This window comes from Aeromonas sp. DNP9 (assembly GCF_001728955.1).
Classification (GTDB): domain Bacteria; phylum Pseudomonadota; class Gammaproteobacteria; order Enterobacterales; family Aeromonadaceae; genus Aeromonas; species Aeromonas veronii.
The window spans coordinates 83,962-107,306 of sequence record NZ_LYSQ01000003.1 but is presented as its reverse complement, the minus strand read 5'-3'; the positions used below and the strand labels follow the sequence as shown (position 1 = coordinate 107,306).

The window sequence follows — 23,345 nt, the reverse complement described above, 5'->3', positions numbered from 1 at the left end:
ATAACGAGGAGTGACTACTCCTCGTTGAAGCCGGAGGTGAACAGCTCCACCACGGCGGCCAGGGCCTCGACCTCTTCGGGCCCTTCAACCTGTACTTCCACCTGCCGCCCTTGCGCCGAATCCAGCATCAGCAGGCCGATGATGCTGTCAGCATCGGCCTCCACACCATCTTCATTGCGCAGCAGCACGTGGGCATCGAAACCCTGCACCAGCTCGAACAGCATCATGGCTGGTCTGGCATGAATACCCAGCTTGTTTTTCACTTCAACCGAGGCGGAAACAGTCATCGGGTCGTCCTATTGGTCCGTCAGGATTGGGGGGCACTCTTGTCGAGAGTGCGGTGGCGGATCTGCACGTTCTTGCCAAGCAAACGGAATGCACTGGCCAGCCGCTCTGCAATAAAGACCGAGCGGTGCTGACCGCCGGTGCAACCGATGCCGACCGTGAGGTAGCTGCGATTGTTGCGCTCCAGATGGGGCAACCAGGTAACCAGCATGTTCTCGATCTGCTGGGTAAACAGCATCACGTCAGCCTGCGCCGAGAGGTAGTTGGCGACCGGCTCATCCTTGCCGGTGAAGGGCTTGAGCTCAGGGAGCCAGTGTGGATTGGGCAGGAAGCGAGCATCGAACACGAAGTCGGCATCCTTGGGAATGCCGTACTTGAAGCCGAACGACTCGAACACCAGCACCAGCTCGTTCTCTTTCTTGCCGAGTACCCGGGTTTTGATGAGCTCGCTCAGGTCGTGAATGCTGAGGGTGGTGGTGTCGATACGCAGGTCAGCGGTCGAGGAGATAGGCGCCAGCAGGTGGGTCTCCTCCCGAATCGCCTCATCCAGCGACAGCTTGTTGCGTGAGAGGGGGTGCAGGCGGCGGCTCTCGCCATAGCGCTTGAGCAGAGTGCCGTTGTCGGCATCGAAGAAAAAGCTGGAGAACTCTACCCGCCCCTCATTGCGCACCTGAGCCAGCAGATTTTCCAGTTTCTCCGGATCGCTCGGCAGGTTGCGCACGTCGATGCTGACCGCCAGCTTGTCATACTGGCTCTCGACCGAAACAATCAGCTGGGGCAACAGATTGACCGGCAGGTTGTCCACACAGTAGTAACCCAGATCTTCCAGCACTCGCAGGGCTACCGTTTTACCGGAGCCCGAACGTCCACTTACCACGATTAACTGCATCTTGTTCCCTCACGCCAAAACGGGTGTCTCATCCTTGGCCTGCTGTCAGGCCGAGGTCATGATCTGATAGAGCTCTTCGTCGCTGGTTGCCTGACGCAACTGGCGGCAAACCGCCTTGTCACCCAGCTTGGAAGCCATCAGAGAAAGGGTCTTGAGATGCTGCTTGCACTCGCTTTCCGGCACCAGCAAGGCAAACAGCAGGTCAACCGGTTGATTGTCGATGGAGTCGAAAGGAATAGGGTCGGCAAAGGTCATCAGGATCGCGGTTGGCGGGAACTCATCGTCAATACGACCGTGGGGTATCGCAATACCGGCACCGATCCCGGTACTACCCATTTTTTCGCGGGCCAGCAAGCATTCAAACAGCGCCTGGCGGGAGGTGCCAAGGCGTTCGGCGGCCAGCTCGCTGATGATTTCGAGGGCGCGTTTCTTGCTGGTACAAGGGACTGCACTCTTGGTGCAGTCCCGACTCAGTATGTGTTCAAGTTGCATGGTTATTTTTTATTTAACTTATCTTTGTGCTTGATGATCTGCCTGTCCAGCTTGTCGAGCAAGGTGTCTATCGCAGCATACATATCGGCATGTTCAGAGTTGGCAAACACTTCGCCACCGCTGACGTGCAATTTGGCTTCCGCTATCTGGTTCAGTTTTTCCACGCTAAGCACCACATGAACATTGTTGATGTGGTCGAAGTGACGCTCGAGTTTGGCAAATTTGTTATTCACATAATCACGCAGAGCTTCGGTGATCTCGACATGGTGTCCGGTCAGGTTAATTTGCATAACATCATCCTTTTGTTTGCCTAAACCAGGCGTTTGCGCTGATTGGAAGGTGGGATAAACAAGGATTCGCGATACTTAGCGATCGTGCGTCTCGCCACCATAATACCCTGTTCGGCCAGCAAATCCGCGATCTTGCTATCACTTAACGGCTTGGCAGGATTCTCTGCCGTGACCAGCTTCTTGATAAGCGCGCGAATTGCGGTCGATGAGCACTCTCCTCCTCCTTCGGTGTTCACATGGCTGGAGAAAAAAAACTTCAATTCGAAGATACCACGGGGGGTATGCATGTACTTCTGGGTCGTCACCCGGGAGATGGTCGACTCATGCATCTCCACCGCTTCGGCGATGTCATTGAGCACCATGGGCTTCATCGCCTCTTCACCATACTCGAAAAAGCCCTGTTGCTGCTCGACAATGCAACTGGCCACTTTCAGCAGGGTGTCATTGCGACTTTCCAGGCTCTTGATGAACCACTTGGCTTCCTGCAAATGGGAGCGAATAAACTGGGTGTCGGTGCTGCTGCGGGCGTTGCGGGCCATGGCGGCATAGGTCTCGTTGACCCGAATGCGGGGGGCGGAGTCGGGATTGAGCTCGACCACCCACTTGCTGCCCTTCTTGACCACGGAGACGTCGGGGATCACGTACTGAGAGTCACTCTGGATGATGCCGTTGCCGGGACGCGGCTCCAGCAGCTGGATCAGATCCAGCACCTCCTTGAGGTCGCTCTCTTTGAGTTTTGTCTTGCGGGCGAGGGTGCGGTAATCCCGGTTGCCGAGCAGCTCCATGTGCTCGAGGATCACCTCTTTTGCCTCGTTGAGCCAAGGGGTCTGCGGGTCATACTGATCCAGCTGGATGAGCAAACACTCCTGCACAGAACGGGCAGCAATGCCGACCGGATCGAAGTGCTGCACCCGCTTGAGTACCGCCTCGACCTCATCGAGTTCCACCTCTACGTCATCGCTGGTGACGGCAGCCTGGATATCCTCCAGCGCAACGGTCAGATAACCGGATTCGTCGATGGCATCGATGATGGCGAGCGCGATGGCGGCATCCACATCGCTGAACGGCGTGAGCCGCATCTGCCACAGCAGATAATCCTGCAGGTTTTCGGTGGTTTCACCCTGATAGACGCTATCTTCCCCATCGTGGATGGGGCCCGCACTCTGGGCGGTGCCGGCAGAGTAAACCTCGTCCCAGGTGGTATCCACCGGCAACTCGTCCGGCATCTGCTCCTGAGCCATGGCATCGCTGGAATCCAGCTGGCTGGCATCGACCGGCGCTTCCGGACTGGTCTCTTGCGCCTCGCTCTCTTCCTGCTCCAGCAGAGGGTTGTTTTCGAGCGCTTGCTGAATTTCCTGCTGAAGTTCCAGAGTGGAGAGCTGGAGCAGACGAATCGCTTGTTGTAATTGCGGCGTCATGGTCAGGGACTGACCGAGACGCAACTGTAATGTCGGCTTCATCTACGTCGGGATATCCTTATGTTCAGCGAGGCACTCGTCAAAGGAAATGAAGGCATGCCCCCTTACTATAGACTGAATTGATCGCCCAAATAGACGCGCTTGACCTGCTCATCGGCAAGGATGTCAGCCGGTGCACCTTCGGCAATCATCTTGCCGTGGCTGACGATATAGGCCTTCTCACATACGTCCAGAGTCTCTCTGACGTTGTGGTCGGTAATCAAGACGCCAAGGCCTCTATCTTTCAGATGCTGAATGATCTTCTTGATGTCTATCACAGAAATCGGGTCAACCCCTGCAAAGGGTTCATCCAGCAGAATAAAACGCGGCTCGGCCGCCAGCGCACGGGCGATCTCGACCCGACGGCGCTCACCGCCGGAGAGGCTCTGCCCCAGGTTGTCGCGAATGTGAGTGATGTTGAACTCTTCCAGCAGTTGCTGAACCTTGTCCTCACGCTCCTCACGGCTCAACCCTTTGCGGGTCTGCATCACTCCCATCAGGTTGTCGAACACCGACAGGCGACGGAAGATGGAGGCCTCCTGCGGCAGGTAACCGATGCCGTTACGCGCCCGCACATGCATGGGCTGCAGGCTGATGTCCTGATCGTCGATGGTGATGAGACCGGCATCGCGCTGCACCAGCCCCACTATCATGTAGAAGGAGGTGGTCTTGCCCGCCCCGTTGGGGCCGAGCAGGCCGACAATCTGGCCGGTGCCCACTTCAAGGCTGACGTCACTCACCACCATGCGGCGCTTGTAGCTCTTCTGCAGGCCCACTGCTTTTAACACTGCCATGGCTTATTTTCCCTGCTTCTTCTGGTCGGCGGGCTTGTCGAAATTCTCTACCTGATCCGGCAGGAACACGGTTTTGACCCGCTGGCTCGGGCTCTTGCTCTCGGCAATCATCTTCTGTTTGACGATGTCGTAGCGGATCAGATCGCCATTGACCTGGCTATCTTCCTGCTTGAGCTGACCGTTGCCGGTGATGGTCACCAGCCGGTTCTTCAGCTCGTAGCGGATGGTATTGCCGTGGGCATTGACCGGCTTGCCGTTATCCAGGATCTGGAAGAAGGTGGCGGGCTTGCCGTAGGCAGTCATCACCTCGGCCCCTTTCTCGCCGGAACGGGTCACTACCACCTTGTCAGCCTTGATCCGGATGGTGCCCTGATTGATGGTCACATCCTCTTCGAAGGTGATGCGATTGTCCTGCATCTCGGCCACCTGTTTGACGGCATCGACGTAGACCTTCTCGGCAAAGTCGGACTCTTTGGCAGTCACCGCACCACACAACAACAGGGTTGCGAGGGCCAGATTAGCGTTTTTCATTGAAATAGATGGCATGGCCTTGATCCAGTAACTCAAAATATTTGCGGTCCAGATGGCCCTTGAGGCCAACCCCTTGGGTCTGGAAATCCCGACCCAGAATGTTCACTTCCCGGTTGCTGCGCACATCCTGTGTCACCAGATCCAGCTCCAGATAGGGGGTATCCAGTGTGGAGATAAAGGAGGTGGGCAGCAGACCATCCAGATGCACCTTGTCCCGCAGGATGACGTTGTCGCCGGTGTTGAGCACGCCGGTTTCGGCGGTCACCTTCCACTCGGCGGTACCCTGATCGTCATACATGTAGACCACCGGCTTGTCGAAGGTGGCCTGCTCGAGGATTTGATAATACTCGGCGTAGGTCGACTCCAACCGCTCGGTGCGCTTGCCGTTGATATCAAAACGGGTGGTCACCAGATCTTTGGCGACAAAATCCGGCTGATAGTTTTCGATTTTGACGGCGCTCTCAGGCACCAGCTCAACCTTGCCCAACTGCCAGGCAACCAGCGCGACCAGAAACAGCAGGGCAAACAACAGGGTCTGTCTGCTCATACCGAAGCCTCGGGCTGATAATCGTCATGGCCCTGCGCCTGCAAAATGAGGTCACACACCTCGCGCACCGCGCCCATGCCACCGCCAAGCCGGGTCACCATATCGGCACGATTCAGCACCAGCGGATGGGCATCGGCCACCGCGATACCCAGGCCGCAGGCGGCCATCACCGGCAGATCGATGGTGTCATCGCCCATATAGGCGGCCTGTTCAGCAGTCAGCCCCAGCTTGACCAGCAGCGCTTCGAAGTGAGGCAGCTTTTTATCAGCCCCCTGCACCACATGAGCCACCCCCAAGCTTTTCATCCGATCGATGACGATACGGGAGTTGCGCCCGGTGATGATGGCGATCTCGATCCCGGCATTGAGCAGTGCTCGCATGCCCGCACCATCGCGGGTGCAGAAGGTTTTCAGCTCTTCGCCGTTGTTTCCCATGTAGATGAGGCCGTTGGAGAGCACCCCGTCCACATCGCACACCAGCAGGCGGATTTGCGCCGCCTTGTCAAACTGGCTGCGCGTCACCGGACCATGGAGGGTCGGTACGTTTTGCATCAAATTACTCCGGCTTTCAGCAGGTCGTGCATGTTGAAGGCGCCGAGCGGGCGTTTCTCTTCATCCACGACCAGTAATCCGTTGATTTTTCTCGTTTCCATCAGCTTGACGGCTTCCGCAGCCATCATCTCTGGACCTACGGTAACACAGTTGGCCGTCATCACGCGGCTGATGGGGGTGTGATGGATATCGATCTGCTGGTCAAGAATGCGGCGCAGGTCGCCATCGGTAAAGAGCCCGGCCAGCAGGCCATTGCCATCGACCACCGCCGTCATACCGAGCCCCTTGCGGCTCACTTCCAGCAGCGCCTGGCTGATGGTGGCATCTATCCCCACCCGGGGCAACAGCTCGCCACTGTGCATCAGGTCGCCAACCCGCAGCAACAGACGCTTGCCAAGGGAACCGCCCGGGTGAGAGAGGGCGAAGTCATCGGCGGTAAAACCGCGCGCTTCCAGCAAGGCGACCGCCAGCGCATCGCCCATCACCAGGGTTGCCGTGGTGCTGGAAGTGGGTGCCAGACCCAGCGGGCAGGCCTCTTTCTCCACCTTGATGCACAGGTGTACGTTGGCCTCTTTGGCCATGGTGGAGGCGGGATTACCGGTCATGCAGATGAGCGGTATGCCGCGGCGCTTGAGTACCGGCAGCAGAGCCAGGATTTCGTCGCTCTCGCCGGAGTTGGAGATAGCGATGATAAGGTCGCCGCTGGAGATCATCCCCAGATCGCCGTGACTCGCTTCTCCCGGGTGAAGGAAGAAGGCAGGTGTGCCTGTGCTGGCGAGGGTGGCGGCGATCTTGCTGCCGATATGGCCCGATTTGCCCATGCCGGTGACCACTATCTTGCCACCGCAGCGCAGCACCATTTCGCACGCCTTGTCGAAGGCGTCGTTCAGATACTGATAGAGTCCATCAATGGCTTGCTTTTCTGTGTCCAGCACCGCGCGGGCACTGCGACGAAAATCGAACAGTTCAGACACTTTCTCAGGCTTTACAGACATAAAGACACAGCTCCGGGCCGAAATTAGCTGCGGGATTATAAAAAAGTCTGCCCGGATAAGCGAATCGGATGGCAACTCTCGCTCTCGATGACGCACTTTGTTACAGAAAACTGTCGTGCAAATGGGCTTGCAGCCTGTTCAATAGTTGTTCCTTGCTGTTGCTTAGACCTAGACTACCCCATAAAATTCGCACCTCATTTACACCGGATGGACAATTGTTTGAACAATGACCTGATCACCATCTCCGATCTGACCTTCAGTCACGGAGATCGGCTGTTGTATGACGGGATCAACCTGACCATTCCTCGTGGCAAGGTGACCGCCGTCATGGGCCCGAGCGGCATCGGTAAAACCACCCTGCTGCGGCTGATCGGTGGCCAGCTCAAGCCGGAGTCCGGTCACATTCTGTTTGACGGGGAAGACATCCCCACCCTCTCCCGCTCGCGCCTCTATGAAGTGCGCAAGCGGATGAGCATGCTGTTCCAGAGCGGCGCCCTGTTTACCGGCGTGACGGTCTACGACAACGTGGCCTTCCCGCTGCGGGAGCACTCCGGCCTGCCGGAGGAGCTGATCCACACCATCGTCATGATGAAACTGCAGGCGGTGGGCTTGCGCGGCGCGGCGAAACTGATGCCCTCCGAGCTCTCCGGCGGCATGGCGCGCCGGGCGGCGCTGGCTCGAGCCATCGCCCTTGACCCCGACCTCATCATGTATGACGAGCCGTTCGTCGGGCAGGACCCCATCACCATGGCGGTGCTAGTCAAGCTGATCAAGGAGCTGAATGATGCCCTCGGTATCACCTCCGTCATCGTCACCCACGATGTGAAAGAGGTGCTGAGCATCGCCGATTACGCCTACATCATTGCCAATCGCAAGGTGGTGGCGCACGGTACGCCGGATCAGCTGCGCGAGGAGCACAATCCCGAAGTCGAGCAGTTCCTCAAAGGATTGCCCGATGGTCCTGTTCCGTTTCATTTTCCGGCAGGCGATCTGCTACAGGATCTCTGATGTTGATAAGTCAAATAAGCAAGCTGGGGCGGGTCGGAGTGCGGTTTATCAGCTCCGTCGGTCGCGCCACCATCATGTTGTTCCATGCGCTGGCGGGCAAACCCGAGCCGCACAAGCACTTCCCGCTGCTTGTCCAGCAGCTCTATGTGGTGGGTGTGCAGTCGGTGGCCATCATTCTGGTCTCCGGCCTGTTCATCGGCATGGTGCTCTCGCTGCAGGGTTACAACGTATTGAAGGATTTCGGCGCCGAGCAGAGTCTGGGGCCGCTGGTTTCCCTCTCCCTGCTGCGGGAGCTGGGTCCTGTGGTCACGGCGCTACTGTTTGCCGGCCGTGCCGGTTCGGCCCTGACCGCTGAAATTGGCCTGATGAAGGCCACCGAGCAGCTTTCAAGCCTCGAAATGATGGCAGTCGACCCGCTGCGCCGGGTGGTTGCCCCCCGCTTCTGGGCTGGCGTCATCAGCATGCCGCTGCTGGCCTTTATGTTCAGCCTGATCGGCATCTTCGGCGGCAAGCTGGTCGGCGTGGACTGGCTCGGCGTGGACGAAGGGGGCTTCTGGTCTGCCATGCAGGCCTCCGTCGACTGGCATGAAGACATCATGCAGGGCGCCATCAAGAGCCTGATTTTCGCCCTGGTGGTCACCTGGATTGCGCTCTTTAACGGCTATGATGCCAAGCCGACCTCGGCCGGGATCAGTCAGGCCACGACCCGAACTGTGGTCCACTCATCCCTCGCCGTGCTCGGCCTGGATTTTATACTCACTGCAGTCATGTTTGGATAAGGTAAAGATGAAGTTCAGCAAAGTAGAATTCCTGGTCGGCACCTTCATGCTGGCTGGCATCGGTGCCATTCTGGCACTGGCCCTGCAAGTGGCCGGTTTGAGCTTCAAACCGGAAGGAGAAACCTATACCCTGCGCGCGCATTTCGATAATATCGGCGGCCTGAAAGTCCGTTCGCCGGTCAAGGTTGGCGGCGTGGTGGTCGGTCGGGTCAGCGACATCGTACTGGACCCGAAAACCCAGGTGCCCGAAGTGACCCTGATGATGCAAAAGAGCGCTGGCGAGTTTGCCGATACCAGCTCCCTCTCCATCCTCACCTCCGGTCTGCTCGGCGAGCAGTACATCGGTCTGGCCCCCGGCTTCAGCGATGAGGATATGGGCACAGAGATGCTCAAGGATGGCGACCTGATTGAAGACACCAAATCCGCCATCGTGCTGGAAGATCTGATTGGCAAGTTCCTCTACAGCCAATCCTCCGACAGCAAATCAGACAGCAAGAAGGAGTAATCATGTTCAAGAAAATCGCCCTGCTGCTGGGTCTGATGACCAGCATGCTCTTTTCCCTGTCTGCCCAGGCCGCAGTCGATGCCACCGACCCCAATGCGCTGGTGGATCAGGCTGCCAAGCAGACCTTTGCCCGCCTGAAAGCCGATCAGGCCCAGGTGAAGAGCAATCCGGATCACCTGCGGGTGATCATCCGCGAAGAGCTGCTGCCCTATGTGGACAACCGCTTCGCCGCCTACAAGGTGCTTGGCAACCAGATTAAAGAGACTACCGAAGCGCAGCGCAATGCCTTCGTCGAGGTGTTCACCGAGTACATGGTGAGCTCCTACGCCGATGCGCTGGCCCATTTTGACAAGCAGACCGTCAAGGTCGAGCCGGGCAAAGCTCCCAGCGGCAACATCACCGCCGTCAACGTCAGCGTGAAAGAAGCCGGCAAGCCGGACATCTTCCTCGAGTTCAAGCTGCGCAAGAACAACAAGACCGGCGAATGGAAAGCCTTCGACATGGTGGCCGAGGGGATCAGCCTGCTCTCCGCCAAGCAGAGCGAGCTCGGCGGTTTGATCCGCCAGAACGGCATCGATGCGGTGATCGCCCAGTTGCGCGAGCACAACGCCAAGCCGCTGGTACTCAAACCATGACCCTCAGCGGTGAGCTGCAGGCGCCACAGGTCAATGACCTGTGGCAACGCCGCGCTGAATGGTGGCAGGACGACCAGCTCGAGCTCGGCGGCGTCACCACCCTCGACTCTGCCGGACTGGCCCTGCTGGTCAAATGGGCCAAAGCCGTATTAGCGCGAGGCGCCACACCGCAACTGGTGGGCGCCTCCAGTGATTTCTATACCCTGGCCAACCTCTACGGGGTGGCCGGACTGTTTCAGTCAACCCCGCTCACAACTGAGGACGCATAATGCAAGTCTCTGAAATTGAAGCGATACTCCTTGAGGCTCTGCCATTGTCCGAAGTCCATGTCAAAGGGGACGGTAGTCACTACCAAGTGATCGCCGTCGGTGACATGTTTGACGGCATGAGCCGGGTCAAGAAGCAGCAGGCCATCTATGCCCCGCTGATGGACAAGATCGCCAGCAACGCCATTCACGCCCTCTCCATCAAGGCGTTCACCGACGCCGAGTGGAAACGCGAACGTAAATTCCTATTGCCCTCCTGATTTGGTAACGAAGTAAAAAATGGACAAATTCAAAATCGATGGTCGTTGTACTCTCAACGGCGAAGTGACCATCTCCGGCGCCAAAAACGCCGCACTGCCGATCCTGTTCGCGACCCTGCTCTGTGATGAAGAGGTACACCTCTCCAACGTGCCGCGCCTGAAAGATGTGGGCACCACCATCAAGCTGCTGGAGATGCTGGGCGCGACCACCAAGGTCAACGGCAACGTCACCGTGCTGACCGGTGCGGTGAACAACCATGTCGCTCCCTACGAGCTGGTGAAGACCATGCGCGCCTCCATTCTGGCGCTGGGCCCGCTGGCTGCCCGTTTCGGCGCGGCTGATGTCTCCCTGCCAGGCGGTTGCGCCATCGGTGCCCGTCCGGTCAACCTGCACGTCCACGGCCTGGAGCTGATGGGTGCCAAGATCACCATCGAAGATGGTTACATCAAGGCCCGTGTCGATGGCCGCCTGAAAGGCGCTCACATCCTGATGGATATGGTCTCCGTCACCGGTACCGAAAACCTGATGATGGCCGCCACCCTGGCTGATGGCCGCACCGTGATCGAAAACGCCGCGCGTGAGCCGGAAGTGGTCGATCTGGCCAACTTCCTCAATACCCTGGGCGCCAAGATCCAGGGTGCGGGCACCGATACCCTGACCATCGACGGTGTCGAGCGTCTGCACGGCGGCAACTACAGTGTGCAGCCTGACCGCATCGAAACCGGTACCTTCCTGGTGGGTGCAGCTGTCACCGGCGGCAAGATCACCTGCCGCAAGACCGACCCGACCCTGCTGGAAGCAGTACTGGTCAAGCTGGAAGAGGCTGGCGCCCTGATTGAGAAGGGCGAAGACTGGATCACCCTCGACATGACTGGCCGCACCCTCAAGCCGGTCACCATCAAGACCGCCCCCTACCCGGCCTTCCCGACCGACATGCAGGCACAGTTCACCGTGCTGAACGCTGTCGCCAAAGGCACCGGCATGGTCACCGAGACCATCTTCGAGAACCGCTTCATGCACGTTCCCGAACTGGTACGGATGGGCGCCGACATCGAACTGCAGGGCAACGTAGCCATCTGCCGTGACACCGAGCAGCTCAAGGGTGCCCAGGTGATGGCGACCGATCTGCGCGCCTCCGCCAGTCTGGTGCTGGCCGGCTTCGTGGCCGAAGGCTCCACCATCGTCGACCGTATCTATCACATCGACCGTGGCTACGAAGACATCGAGCAGAAGCTGCAGGGTCTGGGCGGCCGCATCGAGCGCATCAAGGGCTGATAGCCTCCTGATCGCTGGCCGATAAAAAGGCCCCCTCGCGTTGGCGAGGGGGCCTTTTTCATGGTTTCGGTTCTGTTGAAACCGGGATCAGTGACCCGCCAGCTTCATATTCTCTACCAACACCGAGCCGGTCTTGAGACTGGAGCGCTCATCCTCGTCACGACCCACCGCCACGATATGGCTGAACATCTCGGTCAGATTGCCGGCGATGGTGATCTCCTCAACCGGATAGGCTATTTCGCCATTCTCGACCCAGAAACCGGCAGCGCCGCGGGAGTAATCGCCGTTGACGATGTTGACCCCCTGCCCCATCAGCTCGATCACCAGCAGGCCGGAGCCCATCTCTTTCAGCATGCCCTGAAAATCCTGGCCGGTATTGGAGACCTGCCAGTTGTGGATGCCACCGGCGTGACCCGTAGTGGTCAGCCCCAGCTTGCGCGCAGAGTAGGAGGTAAGCAGCCAGCTCATCAGCTCGCCGTTACGGATGATATCCATGTCGCGGGTACGCACCCCTTCGCCATCGAACGGGGTACTGGCGAGCCCGCCCAACAGGTGGGGGAACTCCTGAATGGTGAGCCACTCTGGCAGGATCTGCTTGCCCAATTTGTCGAGCAGGAAGCTCGACTTGCGATAGAGGTTGCCGCCGCTGATGGCCATCACCAAGTGGCCCCACAGGCCAGAGGCAGTGTCTGGGTGGAACAGCACAGGCGCATGACGGGTAGAGATCTTGCGGGCGCCGAGGCGGGAGACAGTACGCTCAACGGCTTCGTCGGCAATGCGCTGCGGGCTCCAGAGCCCGTCGAGGGTACGGCTGGAGGAGTAGCCGTAATCCCGTTGCATGTCGCCATCCTGCTCGCCGATCAGCACGCAGCTCAGAGAGTTGCGCGACGCCGCGTAGCCTTTGACGAAGCCGTGGCTGTTGCCATAGACCTTGATGCCAAGATGGCTGGAGAAACCGGCACCGTCGGAGTGTTTGATGCGGGCATCGCGACCCAGAGCGAGTCGTTCGCACTCGATGGCCAGTTCGATGCCGCGCTGGGGATCTAGCTCGATTTGGTGGCACAGTTGCAGATCGGGGGCATCCCAGGCCAGCAGCTCGGCGTCCGCCAGACCGGCGCAATCATCCGCCGAGGTGTGGCGGGCAATCTCGATGGCCGCTTCAACGGCGGCACGAATGGCGGGTTTGCTCAGATCGGTGGTTGAGGAAGATCCCTTGCAACCATCGCGATAGACAGCGATGCCGAGGGCGCCATCTTTATTGAATTCAATGCTTTCCAGTTCACAACCCCGGGTGTTCACCGACAACCCGGTCTGCTTGCTGATGGAGACTTCGGCCAGCGAGGCGCCCAGTCCTTTGGCTATCTCCAGGGCTTCGGCAACCACGGCCTCGAGATGGGCTTGATCCTGGCGGATTTGGTCTTGCTGATCCATAACTCACATCTGTATGAAAGAAGGAAAGGGGGGGTAAGCATATCAGACCCCTGCGCCCAGCGGGAGAAGCTGGTAACATATCCGCCAAACGTGAATGACAGGAATCAAGAGACCGATGAGTCAATATCAAGACGACAACGAGTTCGAAGACTGGGGCCCCAGCAAGAGCCAGCTCAAGCGCGATGCCGAAGCATTGCAGAAAATGGGGGAAGAGATCGTCTCCCTCAGCCACAGCGAGCTGGAAAAAATCCCGTTGGATGAAGAGCTTGCAGAAGCTGTCGAGCTGGGTCGCAAACTCAAGCCGAAGAAGGATGAGTCCTTCCGTCGCCATCTGCAGTTCATCGGCCGCCTGATGCGCAGCCGCGATATCGAGCCGATTGCCGAAGCGCTCTCCATCATCAAGAACCGTCACTCCACCGTGAATGCCCGCCTGCATCGCCTGGAGCAGTGGCGCGAGCGCCTGATCACCGAAGGTGACAGCGCCCTCAACGAGCTGATGTCCCAGTTCCACGAGCTGGATCGCCAGAAGCTGCGCCAGCTGATCCGCTCCGCCAACAAGGAGCGGGAGCTGAACAAGCCGCCGGTCGCCTACCGCGAGATGTACCAGTATCTGCGCGGCGAGATCGAAGACCTGCTGTGATCCCCGAAACACGCCTCCCCTCGGGGAGGCGTGCTTCTATTGATGCCTTTTCCTCTCAACATCCCCCGCCATCCCTGCGCGTTTAATATATCCACCATTTTGCTACCCCAACCATAACGGCTCATCTCAACAACCCCGTTAAACCGCCGCTTCAGAGCAGTTCAAGACAAATTCGTTAACAACTTGGCATCATTTTGTTTGACATATTGAACGGCCTTGGCAGACTGAAGAGAGGATCCAGGCTGTCGCTGCCCAGGCTGACCAACGATTCTGTCACCCGGCCCGACGCGGGATCCCATGACCATGCCTTGAGGCATGCCCTTGCCCTACCGGTTTGCAAGGGTCTGCCCAAGGCGCAGGATGAGACTTCAACGCCAAGGATAATCAAGGTGCCCTATGCCAAATCCCCAGCCTCCCGCCACCCGTAAACCTGTCGTGCTGATGACCATGGGCGCCCAGCCCCGCAACGGCCACGCCTATCAGGTGATGACCCACAAATACATCATGCCGCTGGTGGAGATAAGCGGCTGCGTCCCGCTGCTGGTACCCACCTGCTGCGGCACCGCCGATCTGGAGCAGTATCTGGATCTCGCCGATGGGATCTATCTGAGCGGTGCCGGTTCCAACATCGATCCGGCCCTCTACGGTCAGGAGAACCTCACGCCAGAAAAACAGCAAGACAGGGATCGCGACCTGTTCGATCTGCCCCTCATCAAGGGGGCGCTCGCCCGTGGCTTGCCGATCCTCGGGATCTGCCGCGGCATGCAGGAGATCAACGTGGCGCTGGGGGGAGACATCCATCAGAAGGTCTACAGCGAGCCGGGTTATGACGATCACCGGGAGGATGCCGACGATCCGGTCGACGAGCAGTATGGGCCAAGCCATCAGATCAAACTGCTGCCGGGCAGCTGGTTTGCCGAACTGATGGGGGAAGAACAGATTCCGGTCAACTCCCTGCATGGACAGGGCATCAACCGGTTGGGGAAGGGTCTGGAGCCGTTGGCCCACGCAGAAGATGGGCTGATCGAGGCACTTCATGCTCCCGCACTGTCACCCTTTTTGCTGGCAGTGCAGTGGCATCCGGAGTGGAAAGCCAATGAAAATCCCCACTCCATCAAGATCTTTCAAGCCTTTGGCGATGCCTGCCGCCAACGCTGTACATTGATGGCAGCGAGTTAATCCCTCATCGATTCAGTCGCCAAACCCGCGCGCCTTGAGCTTGGGCAGTCCGCCTCGCTCGGGGCGCAAGGTGCGACAGATATCCATCCCCTTGAGCCCGCGCTGGATATGGTCAGGCGAATGACCAAACACCATGCCGTTGCTGCGGTAGAGGTTGTTGTCATCCAGCTCGAACTTCTCGCCGCCGATCAGCAGCTGCTCGCGGCCATTAACCGTGTCACCCCGCTTGATGGGCACCTTCATGTCGCTCAGCACCTCGCCGGTGGCACACCCCTCCCGCCAGCGCGCCTCGCTGGAGAAGGGGGTAATGGCTATTTCACGCCAGGAGCCATCCCGGAATTCGACCCGATACTTCTCGGCCAGCAGATCGCAGCCAGCCAATGGCAACAGGGCCATCAAACAGATGATTTTATTTGAAAATTTCACTCAATCGCACTCCTTTGCCCAGTTCTGCACAGGATAAATAAATTGCCGCCCCAACGCACCATTTCCTCGCGCCGCAGCAGCTATGCTGGAAATAAAACCACAATAAGGTGCTGCTATGGCTGGCGAAAACCTCACCGCGCTACCGACGCTGATCTGGATTGGCGAACACCCGTTCTGGACCTTGCTCACCCTCTCCCTGATGCTGATCCACTTCTGGCGCCGTCCGGGACAGCGACGGGAGCTGCTCTCCGAGCTCAGTTTCGTGATGATAAGCGCGGTGGTGATCCTGCTGATCCAGCTGGAGGGGGGCTGGTTCAAACTGCCACTGCCCCATCAATTGCTGATCGAGATCTCCACCCTGCTGGCTGGCCTGATACTGGTCAAGATATGGGGGATCCTGCTGTTCGAATTTCTGCTCCCCCTCTGCCATGTGCGGATCCCGCGGATCATCGCCGATATCGTCATCACCATCGGCTATATCGGCTGGGGTCTGTTTCGCCTCTACGCCTCCGGCATGGCGCTCGGGGAGATAGTCACCACCTCGGCGGTGATCACCGCTGTTATTGCCTTCGCCATGCAGGACACCCTGGGCAACCTGCTGGCCGGGGTCTCCATTCAGCTCGACAGCTCCATCGCCATCGGTGACTGGTTGCAAGTCGACACCACCCAGGGCCGAGTGGTGGAGATCAACTGGCGTGCCACCACCATCGAGACCCGCAACTGGGAGACTGTCGTCATCCCCAACAGCCACCTGCTTAAACAGCGCTTCACCGTGCTCGGGCGTCGCCGTGGCGAACCCTTGCAGTGGCGGCGCTGGGTCTGGTTCGATCTGACGCTGGATACCCTGCCGACCCAGATCATCGCGCTGATCGAGAAGTCCCTGCGGGAGACCAAACTGCCCTGCGTCGCCAAGCACCCGCAACCGGACTGTCTGCTGATGAACGTCGAAGGGGGAATAGCCCGCTATGCGGTGCGCTACTGGCTGACCGACCTGGCCCGCGATGATCCCACCGACTCCATGGTACGCAGCCTTATCGATGCCGCCCTGCGTCGCAATGACAGGCGCCTCACTCCGCCGATCTTCAACGTCTTTATGGCCAAGGAGAAGCAGCATCTGGATGCCCGCCACAAGCGCCACACCGCCGAACGAACCGATACCCTGCGCAAGCTGCCGCTGTTTGCCATGTTGCAGGAGAATGAGCTGCTTCAGCTGGCCGATCAGGTGAAGTTCGCCCCCTTCGTCAGCGGCGACATCATGCTGGAGCAGGGAGATGTCTCCAGCTGGCTGTTCGTACTGGTCAAAGGGGAAGCCGAGATGGTGGTCAATGTCGAAGGGCGAGAGCTGAAGCTTGGTACGCTCAACGCGGGAGACTTTTTTGGCGAACTGAGCCTGCTCACCGGCGAGCCCAGCTCCTTCACGGTACGGGCGGTGGCCACCGTCGAAACCTATCGCATCAACCAGGCAATGTTTCAGGAACTGGTGATGCAGCGTGAGGCGCTGGTCGAGCCCCTCTACCGGGTGCTGAGCGACCGCCAGCAGGAGCAGCAGGCACTGCTGGAGCGTGAAGCGGAAGCCATGAAACAGCCACCACAACAGCTTGATCTGCTTGATAAGCTGATGAAGCTGTTCGGCGGAAGATGACGTAGCATGGCATCGTATTGAGGACGTGAAGAGAGAACAGCACCCATGTTACTGACCACCCTGGCCCTTGCCGCCAGCCTGCAATTTGATTGTCCCACCACCATCGAGACTCGCCAGCAACTGCTGACCCCGCAGCAGGGCTGGCAGGCGTTCACCCGTAATGACGATGGCAAACAAGACGAAACCCTCAGCCACCGGCTCGATAATCTGGCCCTGTTCGACGGAGATCCTGCCGAACTGGCCCAACTCAAACCGGATAATGGCGACAGCGACGAGATCCACTACTGGAGCCAACTCGATAGTGGCCTGCGCCCGCTCTATCTGGTCTGCCGCTATCAGAACAGCGCCATCACCCTGCAGCAGGCGCTGCCCGTCGGCATCAGTTACTGCCGCGTCAACCAGCGCGATCGCTACACCCTGCTCGGGCTGGTTTGCCGCAAATAGTGATCCTGGATGGTTCCCGGTGACTTTCATCGACAGGTAACCATTACCGCCTGAGCCGGGCCACCCGCCAGCGCCATCAGAGCAGCAGCTCGGCCAGCTCCTCCAGTGCTGTCAGCTCCACGTCCGGCAACAGTTGCAGCTGTTGCCACGGTTGCTGCCGCTCGTTGAGCCAGGCGGCGCGAAAGCCGTGCAAACGGGCACCCAGCACATCGGTCTCGGGATGATCCCCCACATGGAGGATCCGCTCTGCTGGCAGCTTGAGGGTGCTGCGGGTCTGCTCAAACATATCCGGTGCCGGTTTCATTCTGGCACCCGCCCCCGCCTTGCAGACCAGCGTGAAGTAGCGATCCAGCCCTGCCTGCGCCAGATCCAGATTACCGTTGGTGATGACCACCAGCGGGTAGCGTTCGGCCAGTCTGGCCAGCAGCTGATGAGTGGACTCGCTCACCTCGATCTTCGAGCGCTCAGCCAGAAACGCAGCAAACACCTGCTCCGCCTCACGACTGGCCTGCTGGTCGGCCATCCCCCCCTCGACCATCGCGGTACGGATGGTCTGCTGGCGCGCCAGGCTGACATCGTGGCGCAGCTCGGGGTTGGCCAGCAACACGGCGCGTTTTAACTCCAGCCAGCGTGGCTTGTCGAGCATGGCGGTGGCCAGATATTCGCTGCGTAGATGGCTCAGCATCCACTGCTCGGCACGCACGATGGCAGGGCCGTTGTCATAGAGGGTGTCATCGAGGTCAAACGAGATGGCAGCAACCGGCTGCCAGCGGCGATAGAAGTGCATGGACTCTCCTCTGCAACGGGGCTCAGGGCTCGTTATTCATCTTCCTGTGCATCCGGGTCACGCTTGGCCCTTGGGTGAGCGCTGTCGTAGACCTTGGCCAGATGCTGGAAGTCGAGGTGGGTATAGATCTGGGTGGTGGAGAGATCGGCATGACCCAGCAGCTCCTGCACTGCCCGCAGATCGCCGGAAGACTCCAGCATATGGGTGGCGAAGCTGTGGCGCAGCTTGTGGGGATGAACGTGGGCGTTGAGCGCCTGCTTGTTGCCCCAGCCATCGAGGCGGGCCTGCACCGAGCGGGCCGACAGCCGCTGCTTGCGGCTGGAGACAAACAGCGCCTCGCTCTCGTCCCCGGCCAGCAGCGGGCGCACCTTGAGCCACTTCTGCAGCCACTCGACCGCCATCCGGCCGATGGGCAGCACCCGCTCCCGCGAGCCCTTGCCAGTCACCTTGAGCTGGCGGTCGTCGAGCTTCAGATCCACCAGATTGATCCCCACCAGCTCGGCCAGACGCAGCCCTGAGGAGTACATCAACTCCATGATGGCGCGATCCCGTACCGCCAGCGGATCCTGCTCGTCGGTGATGTTGAGCAGCTGGTGCATCTCGTCCACATCGAGGTTTTTAGGCAGCGGTCGCCCCTGTTTGGGGGTGACGATGCCACGGGCCGGATTGGCGGTCAGCCGCCCCTGCCGCACCTGCCAGTCGCAAAAGCTGCGCAGGGCCGAGACCTTGGTGGAAAGGGAACGAGGAGCAAGGCCTGCCTTGTGCATCCGGGTCACCAGAGTGCGCACCTGACTCGCCTCGAGCCGACCCCAGTCAGTGAGCCCGAGGGCCACCAGCTCGGCGGTCATCGCCTCCAGATGGGCTTGATAGTTATTGCGAGTATGAGGGCTGAGCTGACGCTCGACCCTCAGGTATTCGATAAAGGCCGCCAGCTCGTCCGCCAGTGCCGCAGGCAGTGGCGGTGCGACGACGGGAGCTTTGGCGGGTGCCCTGGCCGGTGTTCTAGCCATGAGTCAACTCGGGCAGACGCAGTTGCAGCAGGCGCCCCAGTTGGCCCAGCAGCAGGGTGTCGTTGTGGGGAGTAAAGTGGCCGGGATCCGAGCTGGCGAAGGCCAGCACGCCGAGATCACCGAGCCGCATCAGGGCCACCGAGTTGACCAGCACATCATGGCCAAACAGTGCCTGCTTCTCGCTCTGGCTCAAGCGGCCAAAGTAGTAATCCTGCCCCGGCAGACGCTGACCCAGCAGGGATTCGAGCTGCTTGCCTTGTGCCAGAAAGCGCTGCTCGGGCCCGCTCAGGGCAAACTTCTTGGGGTTGAGCCAGAGTCGCAACCCGGTCAGGCGCAGCCGCTGGACAAAGGCCTTGCCCATCACGGCACTCACTTCGAACAGAGTTTGGCAACCGTACAGCTCGCCGTAGAGATCGGCATAGACCCGGAAGATCCGTTCGTTCTCGCTGGCGATCCCCATCAATTCGGTGATCTCCTGCTCCAGCTGTTCGATCCGCTCGCGCTGACGCTCCAGCTGGCGCTCGACCAGCGAGACCGACCCTTTGCGTTCATGGGGAATGCGGATCCGGTCCAGCACGGCGGCATGGCGTTGGAAAAACTCGGGATAACGGGCCAGGTACTCCAGCACAGTGGCTTCATCCACCGATTGCTCCTGCCGTTTGAGTTCGCTCATAAATTGGTTGATCCATCAGAGAAATGGGGCTCGTTGCCCCGACATCATGGGCAAAGGGGGCCAACGCCCCCCGTACCTGAACCTTTATCGGCTAAACCTCTATCTGGCCGTCAAACACATGCTCGGCGGGACCTGTCATATAGACCGGCTGGCCCGGCCCCTTCCAGGCGATGGTCAGCTTGCCCCCCGGCAGACTGACGGTGACCCGCTCCTTGAGCTTGCCCTGACTGATGCCAATCACCGCCGCCGCACAGGCACCGGTGCCGCAGGCCAGGGTCTCGCCACAGCCCCGCTCGAACACCCGCAGTTTGATCTCGGTAGCATTGACCATCTCCATGAAGCCGACGTTGACCCGCTCGGGAAAACGCTCGTGGCGCTCCATGATGGCACCGAGCGTTTCGACCGGCGCATCGGCGACCGAAGGCACCTCGATGACGCAGTGGGGATTGCCCATGGAGACCACACCACACATCACGGTATGCTCCTGCGCCCGCAGCAGATAGGTTTTCTCTGCCTTCTGGGCCCGGAACGGGATCTTGCCCGGCTCAAACTGGGGAACACCCATGTTGACCGTGACCTGATTCTCCCCCTCCAGCTGCAACACGATGCGACCCCGGGCGGTACTGACCGCGATGCGATCCCGGTTGATCAGCCCCTTGAGGCGCACGAAACGGGCAAAACAGCGGGCGCCGTTGCCGCATTGCTCCACCTCGCTGCCATCGGCATTGAAAATGCGATAGTGAAAGTCGAGTTCAGGGTCATAGGGCGGCTCCACCAGCAGCAGCTGGTCAAAGCCGATCCCGAAGTGGCGATCTGCCAGCTTCTTGATGACGTCATTGCTGAAAAATACCTTCTGGGTGACGCCATCCACCACCATGAAGTCGTTGCCCAAGCCATGCATCTTGGAAAAATCTATCAACATCGTGCATTCCTGTGCTGTTAGGGCTGTAAAAACTCACCGTCAACCGTTATGAAATCATTGTCCCAGCCTGCGCCATCAGGGCAGCAAGTGCTCACCGCGCCAGAGATCGGCCAACTGCTCACGCTCGCGGATCAGGTGTGCTTCGGCACCATCCACCAGCACTTCGGCTGCCCGCGGACGGGTGTTGTAGTTGGATGACATGGTAAAGCCGTAGGCACCGGCCGAACGCACTGCCAGCAGGGAACCCTCGGCAATGGCCAGGGTGCGCTCCTTGCCGAGGAAGTCGCCGGTCTCGCACACCGGGCCCACCACGTCATAGAGCGCGGGAGCATGACCGGCGCGGCTATCCACCTCGATGATGTTCATCCAGGCGCCGTAGAGCGAGGGGCGCAGCATGTCGTTCATGCCGGCATCGATCAGCGCAAAGTTGCGGGTCTCACCCGGCTTCAGGTACTCGACCCGGGTCAACAGCACACCGGCATTGGCGACGATGGCACGGCCCGGCTCGAACAGCAGGGTCAGATCCCGGCCCACCAGCTTCTGCTTGAGCGCTTCGGCGTACTCGGTCGGATGGGGTGGCTGCTCGGAACCGTAGTTGACCCCAAGGCCGCCCCCCACGTCCAGATGGTGGATATGAATACCTTCCGCCGCCAGACCGTCGATCAGCCGCAGCAGCTTGTCAGCCGCTTCCATAAAGGGATTCAATTCAGTAAGTTGCGAGCCGATATGGCAATCCACCCCGACGATCTCGATGTTCGCCATCGCCGCCGCCTTGCGGTAGATGGCGGGCGCCTGTTCGATGGGGATGCCGAACTTGTTCTGCTTGAGGCCAGTGGAGATATAGGGGTGAGTACCGGCATCGATATCCGGATTGACCCGCACCGAGACGCGAGCCTTCTTGCCCATGCTGCCCGCCACCCGATTGAGGCGCTCCAGCTCTGCTTCCGACTCCAGATTGAAACAGAGGATCTCTTTATCCAGCGCGAGGCGCATCTCCGCTTCACTCTTGGCGACCCCGGAGAAGACCACTTTGGCCGGATCACCGCCCGCCGCCAGTACCCGCGACAGCTCGCCACCTGAGACGATGTCAAACCCCGAGCCCAGACGGGCCAGCAGGTTGAGCAGGGCCAGGTTGGAGTTGGCCTTCACCGCATAGCAGATCAGATGGGGAATATCGCCAGCGGCCTTGTCGAAGGCGTGCCAGTGGCGCTCGAGGGTCGCACGGGAGTAAACGTAAAGCGGGGTACCGTACTGCTCGGCAAGCTGTTGCAGCGAGGTTTGCTCGGCCTGAAGCTGGCCGTCGGCGTCGTAGTTAAAGTGATCCAAGGGGGCGGTTCCTTCCTAGAATGGGTGCGGCATTAGTGCGGCGCGGCCTCGGTGGCAGCCTCGGAGGTCGCAGGCGGTACTGCTTGCGGTGTACTCTGGCTCTGTGGCTGCTCGGGGGGCGGCATATAGAGCGGCCCCTTCAGACCGCACGCGGCCAACCCGAGGGACAGAAGAGTGGCAAGCAGACACTTGGTGAACTGGGTGATCATAATGGTTCGCTGCGAAAAAATTTTTGGCCCTCTATAATCGCACTCACATTGTTAAAAGCAACAGGATAAACCGATGAAGGATCACGAGTATCACGCCCTGACCGACGCCTTTTTCCAATATGTGGAAGACACGCTCGACGAGGGGTATCCGGATATCGACTGCGAACGCAACGGCGGCGTATTGACCCTCTCTTTCGAGAACAAGACCAAGGTCATCATCAACAAGCAGGAGCCGCTGCACCAGATTTGGGTCGCCACCCGCGAGAACGGCTTCCACTTCGAACTGCAGGGTGACACCTGGATCGACAACCGCTTCGGCCACGAGCTCAAGGCGCTGCTGAGCCAATCCTGCACCGCCCAGGCGGGCGAAGAGGTGGTGTTCCCATGATTGACCTGCACCCGCAGGGCGCCCGTCATGCGGTGATCTGGCTGCATGGGCTGGGTGATTCCGGCGCCGGTCTCGCCCCGCTGGTGGATGCGCTGGATCTGCCCACCGAGCTACCGGTGCGTCACCTGCTTCCGGATGCCCCCGAGCGCCCCATCACCATCAACATGGGCTACAAGATGCGCGGCTGGTACGACATCAAGAGCTTCGAGGATCCCGCCGAGCGGGCCGTGGAGTCCCATGTCCGTGAATCGGCCGACCAGATTGCCGCCCTGCTCGATCAGCTGGTGGCCGACGGGTTTGCCCCCGAGCATATCGTGCTGGCGGGCTTCTCTCAGGGCGGGGTGATTGCCTCCTTCACCGCGCTGCGCTATCAGGCACAGCTGGCGGGCCTGCTCTGCATGTCCACCTATCTGGCAACCCCCGACAAATTGCTTGGCGAGATGAGCGAGGCTGCTCGCACCCTGCCCATCTGCTACATGCACGGCATCTATGACGATGTGGTGAGCCTGTCGCTCGGTTGGGATGCCAAGAACCGGCTGGAAAGCGCCGGACTCGCCCCCGAGTGGCACGAGTACCCGATGCGCCACGAGATCTGCCGTCCACAACTCGGCGACATTCGCAGCTGGCTGCTGGCCCGTCTCGGCGCCTGAACAACCGCAAAAGCAAACGGCCTGCATCTGCAGGCCGTTTTTTATGGCGATTCCAACT

Annotated in this window: 31 protein-coding genes; 13 read left to right on the top strand and 18 right to left on the bottom strand. The window is 59.7% G+C overall.

Annotated features, from left to right (window positions below; all coding sequences use genetic code 11):
• Nucleotides 1–14 precede the first annotated feature (14 nt).
• The 10 genes from npr to A9G06_RS02650 form a co-directional block, all read right to left on the bottom strand.
• Nucleotides 15–287: a PTS phosphocarrier protein NPr gene (gene npr, locus A9G06_RS02695; RefSeq protein WP_005336318.1), complete on the bottom strand. Its 273-nt coding sequence runs from the start codon at nt 285–287 to the stop codon at nt 15–17.
• 20 nt (nt 288–307) lie between these two features.
• Complete coding sequence (gene rapZ / locus A9G06_RS02690) at nt 308–1,174, bottom strand: RNase adapter RapZ (RefSeq protein WP_069554195.1); 867 nt, start codon at nt 1,172–1,174, stop codon at nt 308–310.
• Between the two features lie 45 nt (nt 1,175–1,219).
• Nucleotides 1,220–1,666: a PTS IIA-like nitrogen regulatory protein PtsN gene (gene ptsN, locus A9G06_RS02685; RefSeq protein WP_005336322.1), complete on the bottom strand. Its 447-nt coding sequence runs from the start codon at nt 1,664–1,666 to the stop codon at nt 1,220–1,222.
• A gap of 2 nt (nt 1,667–1,668) precedes the next feature.
• Nucleotides 1,669–1,956, bottom strand: coding sequence for a ribosome hibernation promoting factor (gene hpf, locus A9G06_RS02680; protein ID WP_005336323.1), 288 nt, complete (start codon nt 1,954–1,956; stop codon nt 1,669–1,671).
• 20 nt (nt 1,957–1,976) lie between these two features.
• Nucleotides 1,977–3,416: an RNA polymerase factor sigma-54 gene (locus tag A9G06_RS02675; protein ID WP_005336331.1), complete on the bottom strand. Its 1,440-nt coding sequence runs from the start codon at nt 3,414–3,416 to the stop codon at nt 1,977–1,979.
• Nucleotides 3,417–3,481: 65 nt separating this feature from the next.
• Nucleotides 3,482–4,207, bottom strand: a complete 726-nt coding sequence (gene lptB, locus A9G06_RS02670; protein WP_005336333.1) for an LPS export ABC transporter ATP-binding protein — start codon at nt 4,205–4,207, stop codon at nt 3,482–3,484.
• 3 nt (nt 4,208–4,210) lie between these two features.
• Nucleotides 4,211–4,738, bottom strand: coding sequence for a lipopolysaccharide transport periplasmic protein LptA (lptA, locus tag A9G06_RS02665; protein ID WP_026034862.1), 528 nt, complete (start codon nt 4,736–4,738; stop codon nt 4,211–4,213).
• The gene (gene lptC, locus A9G06_RS02660) at nt 4,725–5,285 is read right to left on the bottom strand and encodes an LPS export ABC transporter periplasmic protein LptC (protein ID WP_069554194.1); all 561 of its coding nucleotides are present in this window, start codon (nt 5,283–5,285) and stop codon (nt 4,725–4,727) included. Before lptC ends, lptA begins: the two co-directional genes overlap by 14 nt.
• A complete protein-coding gene (kdsC, locus tag A9G06_RS02655) occupies nt 5,282–5,836 on the bottom strand; it encodes a 3-deoxy-manno-octulosonate-8-phosphatase KdsC (protein WP_069554193.1) in 555 nt (184 codons plus the stop codon). The genes lptC and kdsC overlap by 4 nt, the downstream gene beginning before the upstream one ends.
• A complete protein-coding gene (locus A9G06_RS02650) occupies nt 5,836–6,831 on the bottom strand; it encodes a KpsF/GutQ family sugar-phosphate isomerase (RefSeq protein WP_058057518.1) in 996 nt (331 codons plus the stop codon). The genes kdsC and A9G06_RS02650 overlap by 1 nt, the downstream gene beginning before the upstream one ends.
• Before the next feature lie 207 nt (nt 6,832–7,038).
• On the opposite strand from A9G06_RS02650, the gene mlaF reads away from it, so the two are divergent.
• Genes mlaF through murA form a run of 7 tightly spaced genes read left to right on the top strand, consistent with a single transcriptional unit; the run spans nt 7,039 to nt 11,560 of the window.
• Complete coding sequence (gene mlaF / locus A9G06_RS02645; protein ID WP_069554192.1) at nt 7,039–7,839, top strand: phospholipid ABC transporter ATP-binding protein MlaF; 801 nt, start codon at nt 7,039–7,041, stop codon at nt 7,837–7,839.
• Complete coding sequence (mlaE, locus tag A9G06_RS02640; RefSeq protein WP_069554191.1) at nt 7,839–8,618, top strand: lipid asymmetry maintenance ABC transporter permease subunit MlaE; 780 nt, start codon at nt 7,839–7,841, stop codon at nt 8,616–8,618. The genes mlaF and mlaE overlap by 1 nt, the downstream gene beginning before the upstream one ends.
• Nucleotides 8,619–8,625: 7 nt before the next feature.
• Nucleotides 8,626–9,123: an outer membrane lipid asymmetry maintenance protein MlaD gene (gene mlaD / locus A9G06_RS02635; RefSeq protein WP_069554190.1), complete on the top strand. Its 498-nt coding sequence runs from the start codon at nt 8,626–8,628 to the stop codon at nt 9,121–9,123.
• A gap of 2 nt (nt 9,124–9,125) precedes the next feature.
• On the top strand, nt 9,126–9,758 hold the full coding sequence (locus A9G06_RS02630) for a phospholipid-binding protein MlaC (RefSeq protein ID WP_005336350.1): 633 nt from the start codon (nt 9,126–9,128) through the stop codon (nt 9,756–9,758).
• Entirely contained in the window at nt 9,755–10,027 is a 273-nt protein-coding gene (locus A9G06_RS02625; protein ID WP_005336352.1) for an STAS domain-containing protein, read from the top strand. Before A9G06_RS02630 ends, A9G06_RS02625 begins: the two co-directional genes overlap by 4 nt.
• The gene (ibaG, locus tag A9G06_RS02620; protein ID WP_005306001.1) at nt 10,027–10,284 is read left to right on the top strand and encodes a BolA family iron metabolism protein IbaG; all 258 of its coding nucleotides are present in this window, start codon (nt 10,027–10,029) and stop codon (nt 10,282–10,284) included. Before A9G06_RS02625 ends, ibaG begins: the two co-directional genes overlap by 1 nt.
• A 19-nt stretch (nt 10,285–10,303) precedes the next feature.
• A complete protein-coding gene (gene murA, locus A9G06_RS02615; RefSeq protein ID WP_005336355.1) occupies nt 10,304–11,560 on the top strand; it encodes a UDP-N-acetylglucosamine 1-carboxyvinyltransferase in 1,257 nt (418 codons plus the stop codon).
• Nucleotides 11,561–11,647: 87 nt separating this feature from the next.
• Here murA and pmbA read toward each other — a convergent pair whose 3' ends face one another.
• Nucleotides 11,648–12,991 (bottom strand): metalloprotease PmbA, encoded by a 1,344-nt coding sequence (pmbA, locus tag A9G06_RS02610; RefSeq protein WP_069554189.1) that lies wholly within the window; start codon nt 12,989–12,991, stop codon nt 11,648–11,650.
• Between the two features lie 115 nt (nt 12,992–13,106).
• Here pmbA and yjgA point away from each other — a divergent pair, with 115 nt between their 5' ends.
• Together yjgA and A9G06_RS02600 are read left to right on the top strand one after the other, a co-directional pair.
• Entirely contained in the window at nt 13,107–13,631 is a 525-nt protein-coding gene (gene yjgA / locus A9G06_RS02605; protein WP_005336359.1) for a ribosome biogenesis factor YjgA, read from the top strand.
• 396 nt (nt 13,632–14,027) lie between these two features.
• A complete protein-coding gene (locus tag A9G06_RS02600; protein ID WP_069554188.1) occupies nt 14,028–14,810 on the top strand; it encodes a gamma-glutamyl-gamma-aminobutyrate hydrolase family protein in 783 nt (260 codons plus the stop codon).
• A gap of 12 nt (nt 14,811–14,822) precedes the next feature.
• Here A9G06_RS02600 and A9G06_RS02595 read toward each other — a convergent pair whose 3' ends face one another.
• The gene (locus A9G06_RS02595; protein ID WP_040069030.1) at nt 14,823–15,206 is read right to left on the bottom strand and encodes a hypothetical protein; all 384 of its coding nucleotides are present in this window, start codon (nt 15,204–15,206) and stop codon (nt 14,823–14,825) included.
• A 145-nt stretch (nt 15,207–15,351) separates the two neighbouring features.
• On the opposite strand from A9G06_RS02595, the gene A9G06_RS02590 reads away from it, so the two are divergent.
• Both A9G06_RS02590 and A9G06_RS02585 read left to right on the top strand, forming a co-directional pair.
• Complete coding sequence (locus tag A9G06_RS02590; RefSeq protein ID WP_069554186.1) at nt 15,352–16,878, top strand: cyclic nucleotide-binding domain-containing protein; 1,527 nt, start codon at nt 15,352–15,354, stop codon at nt 16,876–16,878.
• A 45-nt stretch (nt 16,879–16,923) separates the two neighbouring features.
• Nucleotides 16,924–17,322 (top strand): STY0301 family protein, encoded by a 399-nt coding sequence (locus A9G06_RS02585; protein WP_069554185.1) that lies wholly within the window; start codon nt 16,924–16,926, stop codon nt 17,320–17,322.
• Nucleotides 17,323–17,398: 76 nt separating this feature from the next.
• On the opposite strand, the gene A9G06_RS02580 is transcribed toward A9G06_RS02585, so the two are convergent.
• The 6 genes from A9G06_RS02580 to A9G06_RS21310 all read right to left on the bottom strand — a co-directional run bounded on the left by A9G06_RS02580 (nt 17,399) and on the right by A9G06_RS21310 (nt 22,249).
• Complete coding sequence (locus A9G06_RS02580) at nt 17,399–18,109, bottom strand: HAD-IA family hydrolase (RefSeq protein WP_069554184.1); 711 nt, start codon at nt 18,107–18,109, stop codon at nt 17,399–17,401.
• A gap of 32 nt (nt 18,110–18,141) precedes the next feature.
• Nucleotides 18,142–19,119 (bottom strand): tyrosine recombinase XerC, encoded by a 978-nt coding sequence (gene xerC / locus A9G06_RS02575; protein WP_069554183.1) that lies wholly within the window; start codon nt 19,117–19,119, stop codon nt 18,142–18,144.
• The gene (locus A9G06_RS02570) at nt 19,112–19,792 is read right to left on the bottom strand and encodes a DUF484 family protein (protein WP_005336370.1); all 681 of its coding nucleotides are present in this window, start codon (nt 19,790–19,792) and stop codon (nt 19,112–19,114) included. Before A9G06_RS02570 ends, xerC begins: the two co-directional genes overlap by 8 nt.
• Nucleotides 19,793–19,883: 91 nt before the next feature.
• Nucleotides 19,884–20,714 carry a diaminopimelate epimerase gene (dapF, locus tag A9G06_RS02565; RefSeq protein WP_005336371.1) on the bottom strand — a complete coding sequence of 277 codons (831 nt, stop codon included), beginning with the start codon at nt 20,712–20,714 and terminating at the stop codon, nt 19,884–19,886.
• A gap of 75 nt (nt 20,715–20,789) precedes the next feature.
• Nucleotides 20,790–22,040 carry a diaminopimelate decarboxylase gene (gene lysA / locus A9G06_RS02560; RefSeq protein WP_069554182.1) on the bottom strand — a complete coding sequence of 417 codons (1,251 nt, stop codon included), beginning with the start codon at nt 22,038–22,040 and terminating at the stop codon, nt 20,790–20,792.
• A 32-nt stretch (nt 22,041–22,072) separates the two neighbouring features.
• Nucleotides 22,073–22,249: a lipoprotein gene (locus A9G06_RS21310; RefSeq protein WP_081990731.1), complete on the bottom strand. Its 177-nt coding sequence runs from the start codon at nt 22,247–22,249 to the stop codon at nt 22,073–22,075.
• Between the two features lie 73 nt (nt 22,250–22,322).
• Here A9G06_RS21310 and cyaY point away from each other — a divergent pair, with 73 nt between their 5' ends.
• A complete protein-coding gene (cyaY, locus tag A9G06_RS02555; protein ID WP_069554181.1) occupies nt 22,323–22,637 on the top strand; it encodes an iron donor protein CyaY in 315 nt (104 codons plus the stop codon).
• Complete coding sequence (locus A9G06_RS02550; RefSeq protein ID WP_069554180.1) at nt 22,634–23,287, top strand: alpha/beta hydrolase; 654 nt, start codon at nt 22,634–22,636, stop codon at nt 23,285–23,287. The genes cyaY and A9G06_RS02550 overlap by 4 nt, the downstream gene beginning before the upstream one ends.
• Nucleotides 23,288–23,345: the final 58 nt, after the last annotated feature.

Excerpts from the sequence above, each read along its gene's own strand:
- npr (WP_005336318.1), bottom strand. The coding sequence starts at position 287 with ATGACTGTTTCCGCCTCGGTTGAAGTGAAAAACAAGCTGGGTATTCAT.
- rapZ (WP_069554195.1), bottom strand. The coding sequence starts at position 1,174 with ATGCAGTTAATCGTGGTAAGTGGACGTTCGGGCTCCGGTAAAACGGTA.
- ptsN (WP_005336322.1), bottom strand. The coding sequence starts at position 1,666 with ATGCAACTTGAACACATACTGAGTCGGGACTGCACCAAGAGTGCAGTC.
- hpf (WP_005336323.1), bottom strand. The coding sequence starts at position 1,956 with ATGCAAATTAACCTGACCGGACACCATGTCGAGATCACCGAAGCTCTG.
- A9G06_RS02675 (WP_005336331.1), bottom strand. The coding sequence starts at position 3,416 with ATGAAGCCGACATTACAGTTGCGTCTCGGTCAGTCCCTGACCATGACG.
- lptB (WP_005336333.1), bottom strand. The coding sequence starts at position 4,207 with ATGGCAGTGTTAAAAGCAGTGGGCCTGCAGAAGAGCTACAAGCGCCGC.
- lptA (WP_026034862.1), bottom strand. The coding sequence starts at position 4,738 with ATGAAAAACGCTAATCTGGCCCTCGCAACCCTGTTGTTGTGTGGTGCG.
- lptC (WP_069554194.1), bottom strand. The coding sequence starts at position 5,285 with ATGAGCAGACAGACCCTGTTGTTTGCCCTGCTGTTTCTGGTCGCGCTG.
- kdsC (WP_069554193.1), bottom strand. The coding sequence starts at position 5,836 with ATGCAAAACGTACCGACCCTCCATGGTCCGGTGACGCGCAGCCAGTTT.
- A9G06_RS02650 (WP_058057518.1), bottom strand. The coding sequence starts at position 6,831 with ATGTCTGTAAAGCCTGAGAAAGTGTCTGAACTGTTCGATTTTCGTCGC.
- mlaF (WP_069554192.1), top strand. The coding sequence starts at position 7,039 with ATGGACAATTGTTTGAACAATGACCTGATCACCATCTCCGATCTGACC.
- mlaE (WP_069554191.1), top strand. The coding sequence starts at position 7,839 with ATGTTGATAAGTCAAATAAGCAAGCTGGGGCGGGTCGGAGTGCGGTTT.
- mlaD (WP_069554190.1), top strand. The coding sequence starts at position 8,626 with ATGAAGTTCAGCAAAGTAGAATTCCTGGTCGGCACCTTCATGCTGGCT.
- A9G06_RS02630 (WP_005336350.1), top strand. The coding sequence starts at position 9,126 with ATGTTCAAGAAAATCGCCCTGCTGCTGGGTCTGATGACCAGCATGCTC.
- A9G06_RS02625 (WP_005336352.1), top strand. The coding sequence starts at position 9,755 with ATGACCCTCAGCGGTGAGCTGCAGGCGCCACAGGTCAATGACCTGTGG.
- ibaG (WP_005306001.1), top strand. The coding sequence starts at position 10,027 with ATGCAAGTCTCTGAAATTGAAGCGATACTCCTTGAGGCTCTGCCATTG.
- murA (WP_005336355.1), top strand. The coding sequence starts at position 10,304 with ATGGACAAATTCAAAATCGATGGTCGTTGTACTCTCAACGGCGAAGTG.
- pmbA (WP_069554189.1), bottom strand. The coding sequence starts at position 12,991 with ATGGATCAGCAAGACCAAATCCGCCAGGATCAAGCCCATCTCGAGGCC.
- yjgA (WP_005336359.1), top strand. The coding sequence starts at position 13,107 with ATGAGTCAATATCAAGACGACAACGAGTTCGAAGACTGGGGCCCCAGC.
- A9G06_RS02600 (WP_069554188.1), top strand. The coding sequence starts at position 14,028 with ATGCCAAATCCCCAGCCTCCCGCCACCCGTAAACCTGTCGTGCTGATG.
- A9G06_RS02595 (WP_040069030.1), bottom strand. The coding sequence starts at position 15,206 with ATGGCCCTGTTGCCATTGGCTGGCTGCGATCTGCTGGCCGAGAAGTAT.
- A9G06_RS02590 (WP_069554186.1), top strand. The coding sequence starts at position 15,352 with ATGGCTGGCGAAAACCTCACCGCGCTACCGACGCTGATCTGGATTGGC.
- A9G06_RS02585 (WP_069554185.1), top strand. The coding sequence starts at position 16,924 with ATGTTACTGACCACCCTGGCCCTTGCCGCCAGCCTGCAATTTGATTGT.
- A9G06_RS02580 (WP_069554184.1), bottom strand. The coding sequence starts at position 18,109 with ATGCACTTCTATCGCCGCTGGCAGCCGGTTGCTGCCATCTCGTTTGAC.
- xerC (WP_069554183.1), bottom strand. The coding sequence starts at position 19,119 with ATGGCTAGAACACCGGCCAGGGCACCCGCCAAAGCTCCCGTCGTCGCA.
- A9G06_RS02570 (WP_005336370.1), bottom strand. The coding sequence starts at position 19,792 with ATGAGCGAACTCAAACGGCAGGAGCAATCGGTGGATGAAGCCACTGTG.
- dapF (WP_005336371.1), bottom strand. The coding sequence starts at position 20,714 with ATGTTGATAGATTTTTCCAAGATGCATGGCTTGGGCAACGACTTCATG.
- A9G06_RS21310 (WP_081990731.1), bottom strand. The coding sequence starts at position 22,249 with ATGATCACCCAGTTCACCAAGTGTCTGCTTGCCACTCTTCTGTCCCTC.
- cyaY (WP_069554181.1), top strand. The coding sequence starts at position 22,323 with ATGAAGGATCACGAGTATCACGCCCTGACCGACGCCTTTTTCCAATAT.
- A9G06_RS02550 (WP_069554180.1), top strand. The coding sequence starts at position 22,634 with ATGATTGACCTGCACCCGCAGGGCGCCCGTCATGCGGTGATCTGGCTG.